This window comes from Spiroplasma endosymbiont of Othius punctulatus, assembly GCF_964019505.1.
Lineage (GTDB): Bacteria > Bacillota_I > Bacilli_A > Mycoplasmatales > Mycoplasmataceae > TIUS-1.
The window spans coordinates 752,576-774,268 of sequence record NZ_OZ026449.1; the positions used below are offsets into that span (position 1 = coordinate 752,576).

Consider the following 21,693-nt stretch of genomic DNA (forward strand, 5'->3'; position numbering starts at 1 on the left):
CCATATTATTATTTTACAATTTTTTTGTTAAATATGTAAAAACCTATTGCACAAATTCCAATTGATGAAAGCAAGAACAAGAAAGAATCTAATATCGGCGAGAAATTTAAACTTAGTTTTTTCATTGATACAAACTCTCTCCCGTTTTCAAATTGATTAAAATATTGTGAGTACTTTTTGTATTTTTTTATATTAAAACTATTTTCAATTTCTTTTTTTCTTAACTCAAATTCATTTGATGTTTCACCTTTTTTTTCATCAAATAAAACAGCAATTTTTACAACACTGTCAAATCGGTCGGCGTTTATGTCTTTAATGATTAGTTCTTTTTTAATATAATTTCCTTTACCAGTATTTAATATTTCAATTTTGTTTGAATCCATTACTTCTATATCGACAGGGTTTATTTTTGTTTTCATTTGATCAACAATTTCATCTCTTAAATCTGATTCATCAAGGGATTCATCTTCAGCAATTGGATTGTTGAAATATTGTTTATTTGTTTTAATGTAAATTGGTGTACCAAGAACATTTTCATTTACAAATTCTGGATCTTGTATAAAGTTGTCTCTAAAATTTTGTTTGTCTAAACTCTCTACTTCATATGTGTTGGTCAGTCAAAATGTATTATTTGTCATTGAAATAACATTATTGTCTCTTCCAGATTCATAAAAAATTCTTGGAATTGCTGCAAATGGATTTAAATATGATTGAACACTAGCTTTTGTGTTGTACTCTTTTGCAGACATTGATGGGTCATGTCCGTATCTAGTATTTTTTAAATTTATATAGCTTACCAATAAATCTACATATATTTTGTTAAATGTTCTAATTCCATCGTTTATTTTTACGTCTTTTACAAGTTCTTGATTTAATTCACCCAAACCTTCTCTATAGTGTCATACTGATGTTTCGTCAAATGCACTTGATTCAATTTCATCTATAAATGAATTTTCAATTATTGATGCGCGTTCCTGATAAAAATATTTATCAAACAAATACATTGCTGCATCTTTAACAATATCTGCAATTTCTCTTAATTCTTTTTGGTTTGTGCTTTCTTTGATTACATCAACCATTGCATATAATCCATTTGATTTTTTAAAGGTTCCCTCGCTCTTATTGGAACCAAAATCATAGTACATCTTAAATATTGAATTATTCATTACGGTATCCGAAAACTTAAATGATATCTTTTGATATGATTTTATTGTATTCATAAGCTTAAGAATTGAATTATTTTCATAGACATCATTATTTATTTCAAGTTCAATTTCACTAAACTCATTATTTTTTACAGTGTATACACTTAAATCTTTAGCTTCTGTTAAAAGACCATTAGACAACAATGCATATACATAACCATCTGTAGTACTTTTTTTGTCTTTGTTATTGTTTATGAAATCGTATTGGTTGAATAAACCACTTTCCATGTTAGGTGTATCGCTGAATAAAAATTGTAAATCTTGTAGGTCATTTATGTTTTCTTTTATTATAGAGTTCTCACCATATTTGTTTTCAACTTTGTACATCCTATTCATCAGTTCATATTTAAAGTTGTACTCATTTAAATCATAATCTCTTGAACTTTGATCGTTGTCATTTGGTCTAATCATGTTTATATTCATTGTTGAAAATGTTAGTAAATTCACAAGAAAACTAATAGAAATAAGCATTCCAAAAATTGAACCCAAAGATCCACTTAATGCCGATGACGATGTGTTTGCAAACAGTAATAATATTCCAGATAATAAAATATCAATAATAAATATAAACATCATCCCTACAGATACATTCATCATTGAAGCCGATGTGTACGTGTTTGGTGTTATAGCGGAAATAATTACATAAAAAATTGTTGCAACACTTAAATAAGAAAAAACTATAACCTTATTTGCCAATACTCTTTCAAGAAAAATTCTAGGCTTACTTATACCGCTTCTAATTTCTAGTTGTATTACTCCATCTTTTATTTCATTGTTAAATAATCCAGAGATTGAATAAACTTCAAAGAATGAAACATATATTACTAATATCGAAAATGGAACTCATGTTGCAAATGTGTTTCAAATATCACCATAAGATCCCGAAGAAGATGCAAACGCAAATATAGATGTTGCCAACAGATAAACAAACGCAAATATAGATGTTGTAATAATAAATGATTTGCTTACAATAATTTTTTTAACTGATCTTTGAAAGATTGACATCCCCTTAATAAATGAGACACTACCTTTATAAAAGTTAATGCTTGAATTTTTGAAGTTATTAAAATGGTTTTCTTCTTTGATATCAAGAATTTGTTGTTGTTCTGCAACTACTGGTGGTATGTCACTATTTTTTTGACTCGCTCTATTTTTTTCTAGATCTTTAATTTTTTCAAAATTTATGTTTTTTCCGTCAGATCCAATTACAGACATGTATACATCACGAAGATTTTCTTTTTCTTTATCAAATGGAGCATCATATATAACTTCACCTTTGTTATTAATCTTTTTGACTAAAATAACTCTGTTAATTAAGTTATTCAACTCATCAATGTTGTGTGATGTTATTACAATTGTTTTATTATATTCATCAGATAGATGTCTAAGAATGTTCATAAATTCCAATCTAGACTTAACATCCAGATTGGCAGTTGGTTCATCTAAAATTATTATTTCTGGATTTGTTATTAACACAGACAACAAAAGGGCTCTTTTTTGCATACCGGCAGACAATTCTGTAAACTTATTTTTTTTATAGTCAGTTAGATTCAAGGCTTCAAGATATGTGTCCATAAGTTCATAAATCTCTTCATGACTGTACCCTTTTAGTTTTGCAGAATATTCTGCAAAACTAACAATGTTAAAACTCTTTGGATAATTATTTTGGTCAGGGAAAAACGCTATTTTTCTTAAGTTTTTCTTGGATAGCAGGCTACCATTTTCTAATGTTACATCACCTTCGTTTTTTAAAAATTCACCAAATATTAATTTAATTGTGGTTGTTTTACCCGCTCCGTTATCTCCAATAAAACCTATTATTTCACCCTTGTTTATAGTGAAGCTAATTTCTTTAACTCCAGATCCATTCTTGAATTCTTTTGAAAGTCTATCAACAAATAAATACGTATCGTCACCTGGTGTTTTATTCTTGTTATTTTGTTCACCTAATTCAAATTTAGCGTTTCTATTTTTTTTCATTTGTTTAGTCTCCATTAAAATAATACATATCATTTATGTGAAATTATATACATATATCAATTACTCTAAAATTGTCAAATTATTATGTACTTTAAAATTTTAATTTAAATAATTATGTTAATGCATATACACATACGTTTCTATTTTCTATTATTTTTATTTATAACCATTAAATGTCAACAATCGTAAGCGATAATCACCCAATAATACCAAGTAACTATGGAAAACAAAAAAACTACAAATGTAGTTTTTAATTTCTAATAACCTTTAATAGTCCTGAACCCGAGTTGTTTCCTGTTCCTTCATAAACCTGAACATAAAATGTTCCTTTTCGAGTTGTCAATATAGATAACACATATGGATCTTCGTTCCTTAAAACATATAATCCATCTGGGTTATAGTTCAATACCACCTTGCTGCTTTTTGCTGAAAACCTAACATCGCCAAACGGTTTATCTTTACTCAATATTAATTCACTTGGCGAAAATGTAATTTCGTATTCTTGAAAATCTTTTTCAAAGTTTTCAGCTAATATTTCTGATTTATTTTCAATATTCTGATTTACAAAACTACCGATTACTGGTGTCGTAACAACGGTAATTGCAGTTAAACTCAATAATAACTTCATAGTTTTTAACCTTTCCAACCAACCAACCAATTTAAGATGACAATTATAAAAAAATGACTCACCACTTTTTACACTTGTACGTATGTAAGCTTTTCTAAAGTTAATATAATTTTTACAAACAACTTGATATAAAAAAATAATAACTTAATAAACTTTTAAATCAATATTTTTTGATAGTAATTTAAATTACTATTTTATATAAAAGATTGGAGCGCAAAATAAAATATAAATAAGATTGATAATACATAAATCATTCAGTGAACTTCTTTACCCTTTTTAGAAACCAAACTCACCAATGAATACATTATAAAACCAACAGCAATACCATTAGTTATTGAAAATGTAATGACCATGCATAACATTGTTAGAAATGATGCAAATGCAATTTCTGGCTTTACTCATTCAATTTCTTTAATTTGGACTATCATCAATGATCCAACAAATATAAGTGATGCACTACTTACTGATACGGGTATCATTTCAAACAATGGATAAAGGGCAATAGCTGATAAAAACAGTGTTGAAGCAAACATACCGGACAACCCAGTTCTAGCTCCTTGACTAATTCCAGCACTTGATTCAACCAATGTAGTTGTTGCACTTAATCCAAGAAAACCTGCCGGAACTCCAGCAATAGCGTCTCCAAGCAATGCTCTATTATTAACTTTATAACCACCTTCTGTTTGTTCGCTTATTTGTTGTGATAGCGAATAAATTGCACCAGTCGCATCAAAGAAACAAACAAATATAAAAATGAATATTGATATGTAAAATGTTGTATTAGTTCAAATTTCTGGATTGACAAATGCCTGATATGTACTTTTTAGATTTATTGCAAACCCATTAAAGTCGTCATATTTTCAACCCTTTCATTTTGCTGAACCAAAGTTTTTATTTACTATTTCTGAATTAGGCAATGTATTTGCAAACACTATTGCAATTGCAAGTCCTATAAAGATTGCAATTGCAATTGCTCCAGGAATTTTTCTAAAATGAAAGAACAATATAATTGCCAATATAGAAAATCCTAAAATTATAGATGGATAATACTGTGAGAAATCCGATAATGCAGCTACCGGAACCCCATTGCTTTCTTCTACAAATTTAATACCTTTTAATCCAAGGTATGCCACAAACAAACCAATACCAGCTCCTATGGCATATTTGATAGAATCTGGAATTGAATTAATTATTAACATCCTTAAACCAGTACACGATATTGCACACAACAATATCGAAGAAATCATCACAGAAATTAATGCACCCTCATATCCAACACTGCGCGCAACACTGAATGTAAATACCGCATTGATCCCCATTCCAGGAGATATAACTGCTGGCATATTTGATATTAGACACATAATGAAGGTCCCAATAAACATAACAATAATTGTTGATAAAAATATACCACCTTTAGCCATATTTAAAGTTGGATCATCCATGCCATTAATAGAAGGTGAAGAACTTAACATATTAGGTTCAACACTTAGCAAATATACACCAGCTAAAAACGTAGTCAACCCTCCTATTAGTTCTTTTTTTGTTGTTGTTTTTAGATCATCCATTTTAAAAAATGCTCTAAATTTATTCTTCATTTTGAAGAACTTATTTTCTTTCATATTGTTATTCCTCTCTTTTGAGTAAATAAAAAATGGACCTGCATTATCGTTTTTTAAAACGATATAGAAGTCCATGTATATTTCAAAAGATTGAACATGAACCCATAGTAGTCAATTTAAGGTTGACAGTAGAGACGCCCCACCATATTTGGAGCTTATACAGGAATTGATTAATTACCTAACTTAATAATAATCAATTGACCAACAGTAGTCAATTGAAATTGGTTTAAATTACTTTTTGTTACTGATATAGTTTTTCATTTTGCTCATTGAATTTGTGTATGTTCAATCATCAGGCATTTCTGATTTTTTAATTCCAACGTGTTGTAATATTCCCATATTAGCTTTCATTGGATTAAATTTTTTTAGATTTTCATTTGTCACATACTTAATCAAAGCACCCATCAAAGTATCTTGTGGTAGTGGATCCATTTTTTTATTTTCAACTAAACTTACAACACCCATTGCAGCAACTATTCCACACATTGCAGATTCAACATAACCTTCAACTCCAGTTATTTGTCCAGCAAAGAAAACGTTACGTTTTCTTTTTACTTGCAATTTATGGTTTAAAATTTTTGGAGAATTTATGTATTTATTTTTGTGCATAACACCATAACGAACAATGTTTATATTTTCCATTCCTGGTAATGTTTTTAATATTCTTAATTGTTCTGGTCATTTAAGATTTGTTTGAAATCCCACAAAATTATATAAACTATCAATTGCGTCATCTTGTCTTAATTGAACAACTGCATATGGAATTTTGCCATCTTTATCTTCTAAATTATTAGGAGACAAAGAACCATTTAATAAAACATTTCTACCTGTTTTTGCCATGTGTTCAATTGGTTGGCAACCTTTAAAAAATACTTCATTTTCAAATTCTTTTGTTTTCACAACTTCACCGTTGATTAACTCATTTCTGAAGTTATCAAATTGCTCTTCATTTAATGGAACACAAATATAGTTACCTTCACCTTTGTGTCTTGTTGCATAATATAATTTTTCAAAATTAATTGAAGACTTCTTAACTATTGGAGCAGAAGCATCCATGAAATAAAATTTTTGATTTCCAATTATTCTTTGAATTTCATTGTTGAATCTATCTGAAGTTAATGGCCCTGTTGCTATAATTGTTATTTCGTTTTCATCATCAATTGTTTCAATTACTTCATTGATTAATTCAATGTTTTTATCTTTTTTAATCTTGTCTTGAATATAGTTTGAAAAGTTAATTCTATCAACTGCAAGTGCATCATCTGATGGAATTTGTGTTTTGATTGCTGCTTCAATTATTAATGAATCAAATAACTCCATTTCTTTTTTTAAAATACCAACTGCATTCTTTATTGACTTACTACGCAATGTGTTTGAACAAACCAATTCTGCAATTGTTTCTAATTTTTGAATTTCATTTTTTTCAATTGTTTTTGATTCATATAGCTTAACTTTGTATCCTGCTTTTGACAGTTGTCATGCAGCTTCACATCCGGCTAATCCAGCACCAATAATTTTAATAACTTTCATAATCTCGTTCTCTTTTTCTTTAATTATATATAAACAAAAACAAGACAGTTGTCTTGTTTTTAAGTAATTGAAATTGCGATTAAATTATTTAGTTCTTTTATTAATAAACCTTCTTTTGATTTAAATATTTCTTCAAGTCAATCAATTGATTTTTGATAACTTAATGGCGGTATTTTATCATAGTGAAATATGTTTATTGTTTTTGAAATTTTCAATCCAGTTGTTAAACTTTTTGAGTTAATTACTATTTCGTTATTTTTGTATTGGATTGGGTAGTCAATAATTTTATCAATATTGTTTAATAACTTTTCCTGATTGACTGGCGATAGTATTTTATAAGTGTTTAACTCATCATTAAATTTGATTGTTATTTTTTCATTAAATTTAATTGATTCTGAATTAAATGTTTTTTCAAACGCACTACTTGCATCTTTTGATTTAACAATTTCAAATCCACGCCCAAAGTTAAAGTTATTTGATAATAGGGATCTATTTTTTAAATGAAATTCATTATTGTCTGTTCACTTACCGTTTATAGTGCCGGTTGTTTCCATGGCCTCATAAGTAAATGTAAAATTTCCATAATCAATATTTAATATTTTTGTGTGATTTAATTCCCCTTGTACAACTGATATATTTTTTATTTCAGTTTGTTTATCTTTTAAATATTTAACAAAATATTTTTCAATAAAATCAGATCTTTTTTTGTAATATCTAATTCCTGTTGTGAATAACGATACCTTTTCATACCTTCTTAATTTACATACTATAAAAATATAAATCATAACAATTATTATTATTACAAAAGAAACAATTGTCAGAATTATTGCTATTTTTTTATCTAATAATTTCAACGCAAATGATAGAGCTGAAAATATAAGTAAGCCAAAAGAGATAAGCAATAGTGCAATTTTATCTCATGTGTATTCTTGGCGTCTAAGGTTTTTTAAATCGTTTTTATTAATGTTTTCTTTTATTCATTTATTAGGATTCATATTTAACTCCTTTTTCTTTAATTATATATAAACAAAAACAAGACCTTTGTCTTGTTTTTAAGTAGTTTAAATTGCAATTAAATTATTCACTCAATTCAAATTCAACATTGAATATCACCTCACCATCGGGAGAAAAATAATCTTTCATTTTAGAATTTTCGTCATCAATTACTGTCAATATAAATTCGTTATTGTTTTCAATATCTCATGTGATATCTCCTACTATGAAATACGACATATCAGATACAATTGCAGTTCTTACAGAATTGTCAACTCCTTTGATATTTTCTTCATATCACTCTCCAAATGCTTTAAAAAAATCCAATCTTAAATCACTATTATTTTGGCCCTCTTCATATTTGGCTACAATCGAAATTGGGTCATTACCAAATACATCATTCAAGAATAGCGGTTCTGGCTTTGTAACATTCACTTTAATAGTAATCAGGTCAAGTCCAGTTGCAGAAATAACAACCTCAGTAGAACCAACCCCATTGGCAATTATGCTGAAATTTTTATTTGATACACCATTCTTGTTTTGAATACTGGCAATATCTTCATTTTTTGACAATACAGCTGGTTCTTGTAATTTGTCAAAATTTATAATTTTTATAGTTTTGCTCATGTCACCAATTAATAAATCAACCTTATCTCCCTTAAGGTCGATAGTTATCTCGCTTTCTCCAACTTCTTCATTGGTTTTATCTGGATTATCACAAGACACAATTGATGCACCGCCAGAGATAATTAACCCCACAGCCCCAAGCATTGCTAATAATTTTTTCATAATTAATTCTCCTATTGATTAGTTAATTTTTTATATTACACGTGTATTCTAATTAAAAAAAAAAAAAAGACAGATGTCTTGTTTTTCTAATATCTATTTTTTTGTCTTTTTCTACCCAGTTTTCTAATAGCATCATTTTTTTCTTTATGAGCTAATATGTTTTTTGATAAGCATTCAAAGAAATTAATTTCTTTGTTTTTGTGTTTTTCATTGTTAGAAATTTTTGCATCTTTATAAACTTGTTTAATTCTTACAATTGATTCTTTTCTATTTATTAATCTTTGTTTTTGTTTGAATTTTAATTCAGTTTCTATTTGTGTTCTTTCTAAATGAATTTTTTTAACAAGTAATAAAATTTCCATTAATTTTTCTGAGGTAATTTCTTCATCATGTTTAATGATTCCGAATCTGAAACCAACACCTTTTAATTCAACCAGTTTTTTATCTGTTATAAATTTTTCTTCATATAATCAAGGTTCAACAACTGTGTTGAATTCAATATTAATTTTTCTTAAAGTTGTGTTTGTTGTGTTTTCAAATTTTTTTGTCATTTCAATAACTTGTTCATTTAATTTTTCAAAATCAACTTGTATTAATTTTTCGTTTTCGTTAACTTTGTTTTCAATCATGTAATCACAAATTACTTTTTTATCTAGTAGGAATTCTGATTTTAAGATATATCACGATTTGTCATATGCGTTACCATTGTTTTTAACAACGTAGTTTGCAATAAACTTATTAACTACACGAGTACGATATCAACTAGCTAACTTGTCATACAGTCAGTGGTTTTGATCTAGTAGTATTTTTCTTCTTAACGCAGTTACAATGTATTCCATAAGAATACATGTAATCATCAGCGTTATTAAAACTGCTGACAGGTTTCTATATGTATGTTCATTTATAAATGAACTCATAGCGATACCCAATTGACCAGCACCCACCGTTGCAAACGAAGATACTTCACGAATATTAATATCAAATCTATATAGAGTTCAAGATACTATTTCAGATCTTACTTGTGTAAGGATTCCATACTTAAATACATCTCATCTATTTAATCCCATGGCACGTAGATTATCTACAATCTTCATATCTATTTGATCAAATGTTTCTCTAATATATTTAGCTAACATAGCTGAAGTTGCAATTGCGATTGCAACAACCCCAGTAAACGGACTTAGTCCAATTAATGTAACCAAGAATATAGCAATTATATATCCTGGTGTTGGTCTAATGATTGTGGCAATAAATCAAAATGGTTTTGATCATATTTTTCCAGTAACCGTTTTACTACTTAGTGCACCTAAAATGATTGCAATAATCATTCCAAATAAAGTACCCATTGCAGCAATCATCACTGCTTCAGTTATTAAATCAAATGATGAATAAACTAGTACATTTCCATTTTGGTCAAGGTTACCAAATATCAATCCCCATTCTGGTCTAAATAAATCACCAACATCTTTTCATCCTTGGGCGATGTTTTTATCATCTTGTCATACAACATTAAATTGTATTAAAACATAAATAACAATTCCAAATACAATTAATGCAAGTGATAACATTTTTAAAAAACCAAGTTGTGGTTTTTCTAATACATAGTTAACTTTTTCATTTTCAGCTATGTTATCAAAATGAATCGGTCTATCTTTTTTTACAATAATATAATTTTTTATAATAAATGAAACAGCTTCAATTATAAGTACTAATGTTATTAGTACAAAAATACAAAATCCTGCTTCAGGAGTTTTATTCAATTCAATCATATTGAATTGAATAATGTGACCTAATCCTATTCCTAATCCCATAGCAATAATAGATAGATATCTAATATTTGTTTCTAGTGAATATAAGATTGCAGATACTGTAAAGTGTCCGATCTCTGGCATTATTGTTTTTTTGAATGCAGTAGTTTTACCAACACCCATACTTACCAATAAATTGAATGTGTTCATTTTCGCTTGTTCAATTCTGTCAATAAACATTTTTGATGCAATCGAAACTGTAAAGCAAGTTGTAGCAATAACTGTAATAGCCACTTTAGATCCATAACTACCTGTAGTCATGAAGCACATTATTATAGTTGCAAAGAAGAACAATGGCATTGTTCTAAAAACAATGAACACACCTTTTACGATTGCATTAACTACTTTATTCTTAATAACATTACTTGACGCCAATACCGCTAATGGAATAGTTATTAAAACCCCTATAACAGTACCTGCGAGCGCAAGTGAGAATGTTTCTCATATTGATAGCATTACCTCGCCAAGAAATCCACCAGCTCAGTCAATTTCATTTCATTTAAATAAAGACGATATTATATCAACTGTTTCGTCATCTCATATAAATAAGTTAGTTGCTTTATTTATTGGAATTACCACAAATGAAAATATCAGCAATATCGAAACTATAATAAATAAACTTCATCAAAAGATTTTTCTTGGTTTATATATTACTTGATTACCAACCCTGTCTAATTTGTAGGAATTACCTCTTATTCTTGTAAACATTATGCAACGTCTTCCTCACTATAGTTTTCACCATAAATTTGAATTAAGACACTTTTATCAACCTTATTAGTCGGGCCATCATATACAACCTTGCCTTCTCTTACACCAATAATTCTTGTTGTATATTTAAGTGCAAGTTCAACGTGGTGAATATTAATTAAGATTGTGATATTTTGTTCTTTATTTATTTTTTCAAAGTCAGCCATTACTTGGTTTGCAAATATTGGATCTAAAGCTGACACTGGTTCGTCAGCAATGATTATAGGTGCTTCTTGTGATATTGCACGAGCGAGAGCGACTCTTTGTTGTTGTCCGCCAGAAAGTGACCCAGCACGAGTATATGCCTTATCTAAGATACCAAGTTTGTGTAAAGCATCAAGAGCAATTCTTTTATCTTCTTTTGAATATATTGTAAATATTTTTCTGTATCATGGCATCTTTGTAAGCCTTGATGCAAGAACGTTACTCAATACTGTTTCACCTTGTACATTGTTATATTCTTGAGTTATTAACCCAATCTTTGATTTAAAATGTCTTAATTTTTTTCCACTTAAGTTTGCAACATTATATTCAACTACTTCATCATTTTCTTTCATAGTAACCACTAGGTCACCACTTGAAATTGGATGCATTTTATTTACTGTTTTGATCAGTGTTGTTTTACCAGCTCCAGACAAACCAATGATTCCAACAAATTCACCATCTTTAATTTCGACATTGACATCTTGGAGAGCAATGTTTCCATTTGGTCATATTTTATTTACTTCTTTAAATATAATCATAATTTCTCCTATTGGTTTATTTCTAATGCAACATCTGATGCTGCAGCATTTAGTGTTGAAGTTTGTGCGTCAACCACTGACTTATCGTAGTTAACAGACCCATCTAAATAGTTGTTTATATCTTCTGGTAGATATCCTTCATGTGAATAAATATCTCTCATTACTTTTAAACCATCTTCATCTTTCATTAAGTTAATAAAAGATGTTCTAAGCGCATCTAACAAGTTGTTACCTGTAGAATTGTATTCTTTGCCACCAATTTCTAAAACCGGTATTTCTGTACTAATATTATTACGCTTGAAAAACGTTTTTGAATATAACATTCCATCATTCATAATTCCTGAAGATGTTGTTAGCATTCATGTTTTTGACAGATAGCCTGAATTAGTATTTCCTAACGCCTCTTCTTTAATTTGACTTTCGGCTCTAGCGTCATTAAATGCTACCCCTATATTCAATAAACCATCTCTAACTTGTCTTGGTAAGTCAGTTGCATAACCTGGAGATTTTGAATATCCAGTTAAAACTGCATTCGCAAACTCTTTTGCTTTCGCTACATCACTTGGGTTGCTTGAAGGTAGACCTTGTTGGTTCATGAAGTTGTTCATTAATGTTTCCACAGGCTTAACCATTCCAGCTCCAGAAGTCGCAGAAGAAGCTAGACCCACTTTTGCTCCACCAGTATTAGCGCTTTCCATCGATTGACAAAATAGGTCCAATAAAATAACTGAATGCGCTTTTTGTTGCGCACCAACATCTGTTCCAACAAAGTTCAAATTATCATCAAGTGTTTCATAAGCGTCATATACCGTTTTGTTTGTTCACCCTTTTAAGTGACCGACAAACCTTGAAACATAATTACCGCTTTCACCGTTTTGTTTTACTGTCTGTTTTCTTTTTGTGACAAATTCTCTATTTGCAAATATTACAGATCTATAGTGTTTTGCGCTCGCAATTTCTTTTTCATCAGTTTCTGACTCTGCGGCTTCTTTTTTATCTGCATCACTGTAATAAATGTTGCTCGTATCTTGTGCATATTTTTTATTTGATTCTTGTGCAATTTTAAATTGATTGACAATGTCTTCGTCTAAATTTTGATTTGCTCCACCATCATTCATCTCGGACTGAAAACTATTTAATTGCTCAAGTGTCGCCGGTTCAGTGTCACCCAACTCACCATATGAACGCAACTCAGTTTTAACGGCGGTTCTAGTTGACACAAATAGTGTCCCCATTTTTCTATCGTTTTCTTCTTTGTCTTTAATATCTTTTTGATAATAAGTTGTTACAGGGATCATCCCCATTGCTGCTTGACCTGATCTTAGAACATATGATGCAATGTTATAGTCAGGAGAAACTTTAAATCCAACTTTCATATTTGATTTTGATACTTCTTCGAATTCTTCTTGAAATAATTTACTTAAATTAAATAATTCAGATTCAATCTCTAAGGGGCTTTTAGACGGTACTAATAATATTTCTATATCGTAGACCGGTTTTCTACATGCCACAATTGTTGTAGCTGTTGTCCCTGTCATTAACACTATTGCAAGTGCTGCGAAAAGTTTTCTCATTTGTATTTTCCTCTTCTCGTGATTATTATATATGAATTTATATGTACGAAAATCATTTGAATTATAAAAAAATAGCACTAAGCTATTACATTTTATAATTCAAAATAAAGTTTGCAACTCCGTCATTGAAATTCTCTTCAGCTACGAATTTTGCAATTTTTTTAAGTTCTTCATTCCCTTGTTTCATTGCAACAGGAATATCAACAGCACCCAATAACGAGAAGTCATTTGGGCCATCACCGAATCCGAATGTTTCACATTTATTTTCTGGATCTAAGATTTTAATTAATTCTTTTACTGTTTGACCTTTGTCAACATCTTTAACAGCAATCTCAATTGCTCTACCATCATAAATAACAATATTTGTAACATCGCCAAATAAGGCTTGAAGTTCATTAAATTCATCTTCAATTTTATGAGCATTTTCTTTTTTAATAACTACAACTAAATGAGTTATTGATTCTTTAATGTCATTAACTGATTTTGCAACAACATATTTGTTTCCCATTACTTTAGCTCAGAATTCTGGACTCTTAGATGGGCCAAAACCATATATTGTTCCAGCTCCGTTAAAAGTTACTTTTAACGGTTTGTTGTTGTGATATCTATCTCATACTTGTTTCATTAATTCTTTTGATAACTCTTTTTTTATTAAGTACTTTTTTTCTTTAAATGAATAAACTGTAGCGCCGTTGTTTCCACAAACAATTCCACCAAGTTTATCTAGCTCTAATTCTTTTGCAAGATCTAACAAGTTATTCATACCACGCGCTGTTATTGGTATTAACATGTCACCTTGTGCATATATGTTTTTTACAACTTCTTTCGTTTTTTCAGAAAAAACATAATCATCTTTTAGTAATGTTCCATCTAAATCTGAGAAATAAATTCTTTTCATAGTTCATAAACTCCTATTATTTTTTACATTATTGATTATATAGATTAAAAAAACACCTTACGGTGTTTTTGTTTTTTTACTTTGATTTATATTTTCTTTTTAATAATTTCATTTCAGTGTCAATAATTTTCAATTCGTTTTTCTTTTGTTTTAAAACAAGTTTTAATTGTTTTAACTCTTCAATAGTAGAACTAATTTCATTTTGTTTATTAATTTTGTTTTCTTTGATTATGTGCTTTTCGTCAAGAAATAAGTCTTTATCTAACATGTGTGTACTCCTATTTAATTCTAGAAAGAATTTTTTTTCTTAATTCATCTCTATATGCATCTGCTGCAGCTTGTGCGTTTGTGTTATTTTTAGCAGGCGTTGCCGCATTTGGAGCTTTTGCTAATTGAACAATTGGTTCAGGTGATTTTGGTTGTTCAAAGTTTGATTGAGGAACTTTTTTTGCAAACGGTTGTTTATAAACCGGTGCTGGTTTAGATTTTGGATGGAAGTATAGTTCTTCTTCTGAATATTGAGGTGCATGTGTAAGCTGTCTCAACATTTCAATCCTTTCTTCTCTAGATCTTGAAATTTGTTGTGGTTGTGGTTCGTTAATGTATATAGGTTCGGGTTGAACTGGTACAAAAACTAATTCAGTTTTTGGTATGAAAACAGGTTGTGGTTGTGGCACATAAACTGGTTCAGGTGTTGGTATAAAAATTGTTTGTGGTTGTGGCACGGGTTGTGGTTGAATTGGTTCTGGGATTGGTTGGTATGGTTCGTAGTGTGATTTTGCGTTATTTATAACTTCCATCATATCAACCGGTTCGGGTTGTGGAATATATATTGGTTCGGGTTGAATTGGTTCTGGGATTGGTCGGTATGGTTCGTAGTGTGATTTTGCATTACTTAACATATCAACAAAATTAACTTTTGGTTCAAATTCTGGTTCTGGGATTGGTTGGTATGGTTCGTAGTGTGATTTTGCATTACTTAACATATCGTCAAATTTAACAGCTTTTTCTTCTTCTACTGCTGCTGGTTCTTCAACTTCTAATATTGGATCGAAGTTTGGTACAGCCGATTCTTCAACTATTGGGTTTTGTTCGTTGACCATATCTTCAAAACTAACTTCATTAGAAAAGCTAATTGGTGAAACCACTTCTTCTATTGGTGTTGGTTGCACAAAAACGTGGTTATCCATATCTTCGATTTCGCTTAATTCACTTACAATCTCTGCTACGTGTGTTGGTTCTTCAGCTGACTGTAAAGCGTCAAATATTGGCTCACCAACTTCTTCTTCAATACCTTCAGATATTAGTGCAATTGAACCTTTGTTTGGTATTGATGAAACCATAATTAAAGTTACTAAAACAATTAATGCAACAGCAATCATAAAGTATGTTAATGTTAGTGCCGTTACCACAATTGTAAGAATATATATTGCAATTGATACAGCTCCGACTTTCGGTATCTTACCATGTCTGTTTGTTTTTTTCTTTTTCTTAAATGACCCAATCAAGTGTATGAATGTCATAAGAGTTGCAAGCACCATAGCTGCAAAACAAACATAATTCCAATTTTTTAATAACTCACTTGAAATTAGTTTGATTGGTGAGTTTGATGATCAACCTTTTAATGTCCATGTCATTAGTTCTAAGTATCATCCAGCATTAATTAAATCTGGTAAAAAGATAATTAATCCAAAAAATGTAGTCACTACCAATAACAATATAAACGGAATGATTAATATTTTACGCATAAATTTTCTCCAATATATTTATATATAATATATATTACCTTAAAAATGTACCCAATAATGAATTAAATATTCTAGACGGTTTGTCAGACAGCCTCTTTGTATAATAGATTTTATCTTCATCTAAGATTGTTTTAAACAAATCTAAGTCATCTTTATAAGCTTCATTGTGTAAATTTGCGCTTGTCGAATAAAGTGGTCCTACTTTTTCAATTATATTTGCTAGATTCTTTTCTCTAACAATTCTAACCGCTTGAAATGGTTCACCTTTTTGTGCAACACCAATAACAGTTGTCGGTGTATAAGATTCCAATACTTCACTACTCTCTTCGTCGGTGTGTATTCACCTTCTAGCCATTTTTATACTAGATACCAATATTATTAATTCTTGGTTCACATCTCTTTTTTTAATTGTGTTAATTTTTGCTTTATTTTCATCAGTAACAGTTGAGGTCAAACCGTAAATTGTATCTGTTGGTAAAATTAATACTTCATTTTTTCTTAATTGTTCAATTATCTTTTCAATGTTCATTAGTATCATTCCTCGTCTTCAAAGTAGTGTGTTGATGTATTTGTTCTAATAAGTGTCGTGTGCGCTCTAAAGACACGTATTAATACAATTGTGATTATTAGTAGTGCAAGTAAACTTACGATTAATAAGGCAATCAATTCAACACCAATGGGTCAACCAAAGTTGAAACTACCATCAGGGTTAATGCTCCCTATTCCACACAGTTCTTTTATATGATCAATGCTGTTTGTTAAATTTCATTTTGCCGGTGTTTCAAAAATCAATTTGTTTATATCACCTATATTATTATTTCATGTTGTGCTTGCTCTTGAAAGCAGAAACATTGAATAGAAGTTAACTGTAACCAAGATTGAAGAAAGTGTAATCAACGCAAATGATTGAGTTCCTACAACTTTGTCTTCTACGTTTCAGTTTCTAACAAAGTAAATTGGCATAACAAATAACATTGAAATAACACCCATTATCATGGCTGTTTGAACCGTAATAACATTCAGGTTATTTATTTCATCATCTGAAATATGACCAATAATAGTTTTAACATCATCATTTTTAACCCAAGTTAATAAGTCACTTAAATATAAGTTTCATGAAAACATTGAACCAAGTGATGAACTGCGGTTTAGTACAGATCCAATATAGATAACTTGTGGAAGCACTATTATAAATACCAATATGAATACCCACAAGCAAATGTTTCTTTGGTTTAATATTGTAATTTTAGTAAATAAGTTGTGTAACTTGTTTTTACCAATGTATCCTTTTTTTGTTTTTATATCAATTTGTTCTGATACAATTGCATTTTCAGTAGTTAGTGCCGCATGATCAAAGAAGGTTTTTGAATACACTGCAGTAATAACGACAACTTTAAGCAATGATATAATCCATCCTAAAGATTTTGTACTTCATGCAAAGTGTTTTGATGATTCATTTTGGTTAAATAATTCTTTAACTGCATTTGTAAGGTTCTCATCATTTGATCCTTTCTCAATTTCATCCACTACTCCCTCGGTAGTTATGTAGTTTACTAATTTTGTTAGTTTGTCATACGATACTTCAGACGCTGTCATTGAAATTAGTGCACATACAATAAAAAATAATGTGATCATCAAAATTGGAAATGTAAATTTAAATTGCTTTTTTGATTTTGTTAGCATGAATGGTGATGCCAAAAACACCGTTAAACCAGTGATAAATAAACCAAAACCCAATCAAACAGATAGTTGTATTTCGTTAGGAGTTATTGTTAAGTTTTCTCCAAAACCCTTATCGAAAGCTTCATAGTTTTTTAAATATATATCGAGTGTTGGGCTTGAATAAACTATTCCAATAAAAATTAAGTTAGTTACAAATATTGCCAATATAATTCCTGCACTATAAAAAATAGTTTTGCTAAAAACTTTCTTAGTTTCTTTATCGATTGAATTTTTTTGGAAGTTGTATTTCATTTTCTTTTGTCTTTAAACTATTATATATTTTTATATCTTAATAACAAAATATCTATAGTGGTTTGAGTAATCCTTTTTGAATTCAATGTCATAATCAACGAATAATTTTTGAAGTTTCTCTTTTTGTTCAAAACCAAATTCACAAATAATTATTGAGCCGTTCTTTGTTATTGTTTCTATTTTATCTTTCAGTTGTTTGTAAAAGAATATGCCCTCATCTTCTGCAAATAAAGCAATGTGAGGTTCATTGTCCTTGACGCTTTTTTCAATATTTTTATCTCTGATATCAATGTACGGTGGATTGATGATTAACACATCAATAATTAGATTCCTTTCAATTATTCAATCCAAATAGTTTGATTCTATTAGTTCAATGTTTGATTTGATTTTTTGACTGTTTGTCTTTGCCACGCTTAGCACATCAATTGAAACATCAGAACAAAATACTTTGTTACCAGTTTCATTTGAAATAGATATTCCGATACAACCACTACCCGTGCATACGTCTGCGATAATTTTATTTTCTAATTTGAGTTTGCAAACATAATCTACAATTAGTTCTGTTTCAAATCTCGGTATCAAAACGTCTTTATTAACAGTGAATCAATTTTTATAAAAAAATCTATTTTCAATAATATAACTAAATGGTTTAGTTCCATATTCTTGATTAACTCTTTCAATAATTCCCTCTTTGTCGGGATTGTCTAACAAAAAAGAAAACAATGTATTTAAATCGTTTTCTTTTATATTGACACTTAATTTACTTTTCAATATTTGCTTTGTCATTACTTGTTAAGCTCGATAAGTCTTTTTTGTTCATCTTTAGTTAAAGCTTCAATAACTTCTTCAATGTTACCTTCCATTACTTGATCTAATTTTTGGAGTGTTAAATTAATACGGTGGTCAGTTACTCTGTTTTGACCATAGTTATATGTTCTGATTTTTTCACTTCTATCACCAGTACCGACAGCATTTTTTCTCAATGCATCCGCTTCACCTTGAGCTTTTAATTGCACGGCTTCATACACACGTGCTCTAAGCATTGTCATGGCAATATCTTTGTTATCATGTTGACTGCGCCCATCTTGTGATGCTGCAACGATTCCAGTTGGTAAGTGAGTCACCCTAACGGCTGAATCAGTTGTATTAACATGTTGTCCACCAGCTCCACCTGATCTATATGTATCAACTCTTAGATCACTTGTTTTGATATCAATTTCAACTTCTGACATTTCTGGCAATACAGCAACTGTCGCTGTTGAAGTTTGCACTCTACCTTTTGATTCTGTTTTTGGAATACGTTGTACACGGTGTGAACCAGATTCAAATTTTAATTTTGAATACACTTTCTTACCTTTTATCATTGCAGAAATTTGGGTAAACCCACCAGCGGCCGATTCATACTGATCAAGTACTGTAAATTTTCATCCTAATTTTTCACCATATCTTGAATACATTCTATAAAGATCACCTGCAAAAATGTTCGCTTCATCGCCACCAGCTGCTCCACGAATTTCAATGATTACATTTTTTTCATCATTTGGATCTTTTGGTAAAAGTGAGGCATTAATTTCAATTACTAATGTTTCAATTCTTTCTAAACATTCATCAATTTCCATTTGAGCCATTTCTTTTAACTCACCATCTTTTTCTGACTTTAATAAAATCCTAGCATCAGCCAGCGTTTCCTTTACATGTTTGTATTCAATATATTTTTCACATGTATCAATGATTGCTCCACGTTCTTTGTTAAGTCTCTTTATGTTTTCGACATTAGCTAAAATTTGAGGATTTCCTAAATCCCCATCAATTTTATTTAATTTTTGAAGCATTAGTTCTAATACTTCAATTGTTCTTTTGTCCATAATCTTCCTTAATTATTTTTTCTTCTTTTTAGTGTCTGGCTTTACATAGCAATGTCTGCATCTTGCTTCATAACTATCTTGACCAGATATTAACACCAGTGGTCCCTCTGTGTCCCTCACAGGAGCCCCATTTACTAAACGTTGTGTTCTATTTGCGTGTCCACCACATTGTGAACATAGTGCAGATAATTTCTCAACGTATTCAGCTAATGGTAATAATTCAAATACATTTTTGAATGGGTCAGATTTGTAATCTTTGTCTAGTCCGTTTGCCACAATGATGTATCCATCATTTGCAAGTTTTTCTACCAAGTCAACAATTCCTTTATCAAAAAATTGAAGTTCATCGATTCCAATTACATCGAATCTTTTGTTAGCATCAAACTCTTTTTCTTTTTCTTTTAGTATTTTGTATAATGCTTTCGAATCCTTAACTGGGTGAGCTGAGTGTGAAATACCGTGATGTGTTTGAACACTATCATCACTATATCTTTTATCAATCTCTGGTTTAAAAACAATAATAGCTTTCTTACCAAATTTGTATCTTATTAATCTTCTAATGAATTCTTCAGTTTTACCTGCAAACATACATCCAACGATTAGTTCAATTCATCCCATTTTATTCATTCTTTCTGGTCCAGATCCCATGTTGTTAAACTCCTTTTAAAATATTATTTAGTTCTTTGTTGAAGTTATCTCAAGTTCCGATTTCACATGCTGCAGCCAATGTGTGACCACCGCCACCATATTTTTTTGCAATTAGTGACACATCTTTTTTTCTACTTCTGAATGAAACTTTTACAATTCCATTTTCATTTTCGTAAGCAAGAAATCATGTTGAAATTTCTTTAGTTCCAGACATTATACTCAATGCACTCTTCGCTGCTTCAATATTGATTATTCCATAATAGTCATTTTTTTTCACACACAAATAAGCATATTCTTTCTTTTCATTGTAAATAACGTTTTCACTTATTTTTTGTAATCATTTTTTTAAATTTAGATCTGTCAAATATAGATCATCACTTATTTTTGTAATATCAATTCCTGTAGATAATAAAATTTTTGCAGCTTCAAATGTTTCTGCACTTGTGTTCTTAAATAAGAATCTACCTGAATCAGTTAATAGACCTCTATAAAGAAATTCAGCCGCCTCTTTTGTTATTCTTAAGTTCATCTCATCTGCTCAAATTGTAACAACCTGAGTACACGCAATTGATTGTGGGTCAACTAAAAAGTTATCACCAAAATCATGAACATCATATTTATGGTGATCAATCTTAAATATTTCTTTTACTAAATCTAATTTATCAAAATCAATTCTTGCTTTGTTTGCAACATCAACTGTTAGCAATATTGATTTTTTTATTTCATCTTCTGTTAGTTTAAAGTCGTAAGGTTCACTTTCAATTTTAGATCCAACTATGAATACTTTTTTGTTTTTGAAATTCTCTTCAATAATTAACTTAAGACCTTCAGCACTACCTTGCGCATCCCAATCTGGCATTACGTGTTTTGCAATAATGATTAATTCAAATTCGTTAATTTTGTTTATTAAATTTTGATATTCATTTTTAAATTGAACACTCATG

18 protein-coding genes and 1 riboswitch are annotated in these 21,693 nt (G+C 29.7%); all 18 genes read right to left on the reverse strand.

Annotated features, from left to right (window positions below):
• Positions 1-8: 8 nt before the first annotated feature.
• Positions 9-3,185, reverse strand: a complete 3,177-nt coding sequence (locus AACL07_RS03565; protein WP_338983399.1) for an ATP-binding cassette domain-containing protein — start codon at positions 3,183-3,185, stop codon at positions 9-11.
• 250 nt (positions 3,186-3,435) lie between these two features.
• Positions 3,436-3,813, reverse strand: a complete 378-nt coding sequence (locus AACL07_RS03570; RefSeq protein WP_338983401.1) for a hypothetical protein — start codon at positions 3,811-3,813, stop codon at positions 3,436-3,438.
• A 194-nt stretch (positions 3,814-4,007) separates the two neighbouring features.
• The gene (locus tag AACL07_RS03575) at positions 4,008-5,432 is read right to left on the reverse strand and encodes an NCS2 family permease (RefSeq protein WP_338983403.1); all 1,425 of its coding nucleotides are present in this window, start codon (positions 5,430-5,432) and stop codon (positions 4,008-4,010) included.
• A gap of 85 nt (positions 5,433-5,517) precedes the next feature.
• Positions 5,518-5,615, reverse strand: a riboswitch (purine riboswitch).
• Positions 5,616-5,663: 48 nt separating this feature from the next.
• Positions 5,664-6,965, reverse strand: coding sequence for a methylenetetrahydrofolate--tRNA-(uracil(54)-C(5))-methyltransferase (FADH(2)-oxidizing) TrmFO (gene trmFO / locus AACL07_RS03580; RefSeq protein ID WP_422397431.1), 1,302 nt, complete (start codon positions 6,963-6,965; stop codon positions 5,664-5,666).
• Positions 6,966-7,021: 56 nt separating this feature from the next.
• A complete protein-coding gene (locus tag AACL07_RS03585; protein ID WP_338983406.1) occupies positions 7,022-7,957 on the reverse strand; it encodes a hypothetical protein in 936 nt (311 codons plus the stop codon).
• Positions 7,958-8,039: 82 nt separating this feature from the next.
• Positions 8,040-8,744, reverse strand: coding sequence for a lipoprotein (locus tag AACL07_RS03590; RefSeq protein WP_338983408.1), 705 nt, complete (start codon positions 8,742-8,744; stop codon positions 8,040-8,042).
• An 86-nt stretch (positions 8,745-8,830) separates the two neighbouring features.
• Positions 8,831-11,260 carry a PhnE/PtxC family ABC transporter permease gene (locus tag AACL07_RS03595; protein WP_338983410.1) on the reverse strand — a complete coding sequence of 810 codons (2,430 nt, stop codon included), beginning with the start codon at positions 11,258-11,260 and terminating at the stop codon, positions 8,831-8,833.
• Positions 11,260-12,042 carry a phosphonate ABC transporter ATP-binding protein gene (gene phnC / locus AACL07_RS03600; RefSeq protein ID WP_338983412.1) on the reverse strand — a complete coding sequence of 261 codons (783 nt, stop codon included), beginning with the start codon at positions 12,040-12,042 and terminating at the stop codon, positions 11,260-11,262. Before phnC ends, AACL07_RS03595 begins: the two co-directional genes overlap by 1 nt.
• A gap of 8 nt (positions 12,043-12,050) precedes the next feature.
• Positions 12,051-13,616, reverse strand: a complete 1,566-nt coding sequence (locus AACL07_RS03605) for a Vmc-like lipoprotein signal peptide domain-containing protein (protein WP_338983414.1) — start codon at positions 13,614-13,616, stop codon at positions 12,051-12,053.
• Positions 13,617-13,701: 85 nt separating this feature from the next.
• Positions 13,702-14,514, reverse strand: coding sequence for an HAD family hydrolase (locus AACL07_RS03610; protein WP_338983416.1), 813 nt, complete (start codon positions 14,512-14,514; stop codon positions 13,702-13,704).
• Between the two features lie 76 nt (positions 14,515-14,590).
• Entirely contained in the window at positions 14,591-14,782 is a 192-nt protein-coding gene (locus tag AACL07_RS03615) for a hypothetical protein (RefSeq protein ID WP_338983418.1), read from the reverse strand.
• A gap of 10 nt (positions 14,783-14,792) precedes the next feature.
• Positions 14,793-16,262, reverse strand: a complete 1,470-nt coding sequence (locus AACL07_RS03620; RefSeq protein ID WP_338983420.1) for a hypothetical protein — start codon at positions 16,260-16,262, stop codon at positions 14,793-14,795.
• A 34-nt stretch (positions 16,263-16,296) separates the two neighbouring features.
• Positions 16,297-16,791, reverse strand: coding sequence for an L-threonylcarbamoyladenylate synthase (locus tag AACL07_RS03625; RefSeq protein WP_338983422.1), 495 nt, complete (start codon positions 16,789-16,791; stop codon positions 16,297-16,299).
• The gene (locus AACL07_RS03630; RefSeq protein ID WP_338983424.1) at positions 16,791-18,236 is read right to left on the reverse strand and encodes a hypothetical protein; all 1,446 of its coding nucleotides are present in this window, start codon (positions 18,234-18,236) and stop codon (positions 16,791-16,793) included. Before AACL07_RS03630 ends, AACL07_RS03625 begins: the two co-directional genes overlap by 1 nt.
• 30 nt (positions 18,237-18,266) lie before the next feature.
• On the reverse strand, positions 18,267-19,022 hold the full coding sequence (locus AACL07_RS03635; protein ID WP_338983426.1) for a HemK/PrmC family methyltransferase: 756 nt from the start codon (positions 19,020-19,022) through the stop codon (positions 18,267-18,269).
• Positions 19,022-20,101: a peptide chain release factor 1 gene (prfA, locus tag AACL07_RS03640; protein ID WP_422397417.1), complete on the reverse strand. Its 1,080-nt coding sequence runs from the start codon at positions 20,099-20,101 to the stop codon at positions 19,022-19,024. Before prfA ends, AACL07_RS03635 begins: the two co-directional genes overlap by 1 nt.
• Positions 20,102-20,113: 12 nt before the next feature.
• Positions 20,114-20,749, reverse strand: a complete 636-nt coding sequence (locus AACL07_RS03645) for a thymidine kinase (RefSeq protein ID WP_338983428.1) — start codon at positions 20,747-20,749, stop codon at positions 20,114-20,116.
• Between the two features lie 4 nt (positions 20,750-20,753).
• Complete coding sequence (locus tag AACL07_RS03650; protein ID WP_338983430.1) at positions 20,754-21,692, reverse strand: bifunctional oligoribonuclease/PAP phosphatase NrnA; 939 nt, start codon at positions 21,690-21,692, stop codon at positions 20,754-20,756.
• Position 21,693: the final 1 nt, after the last annotated feature.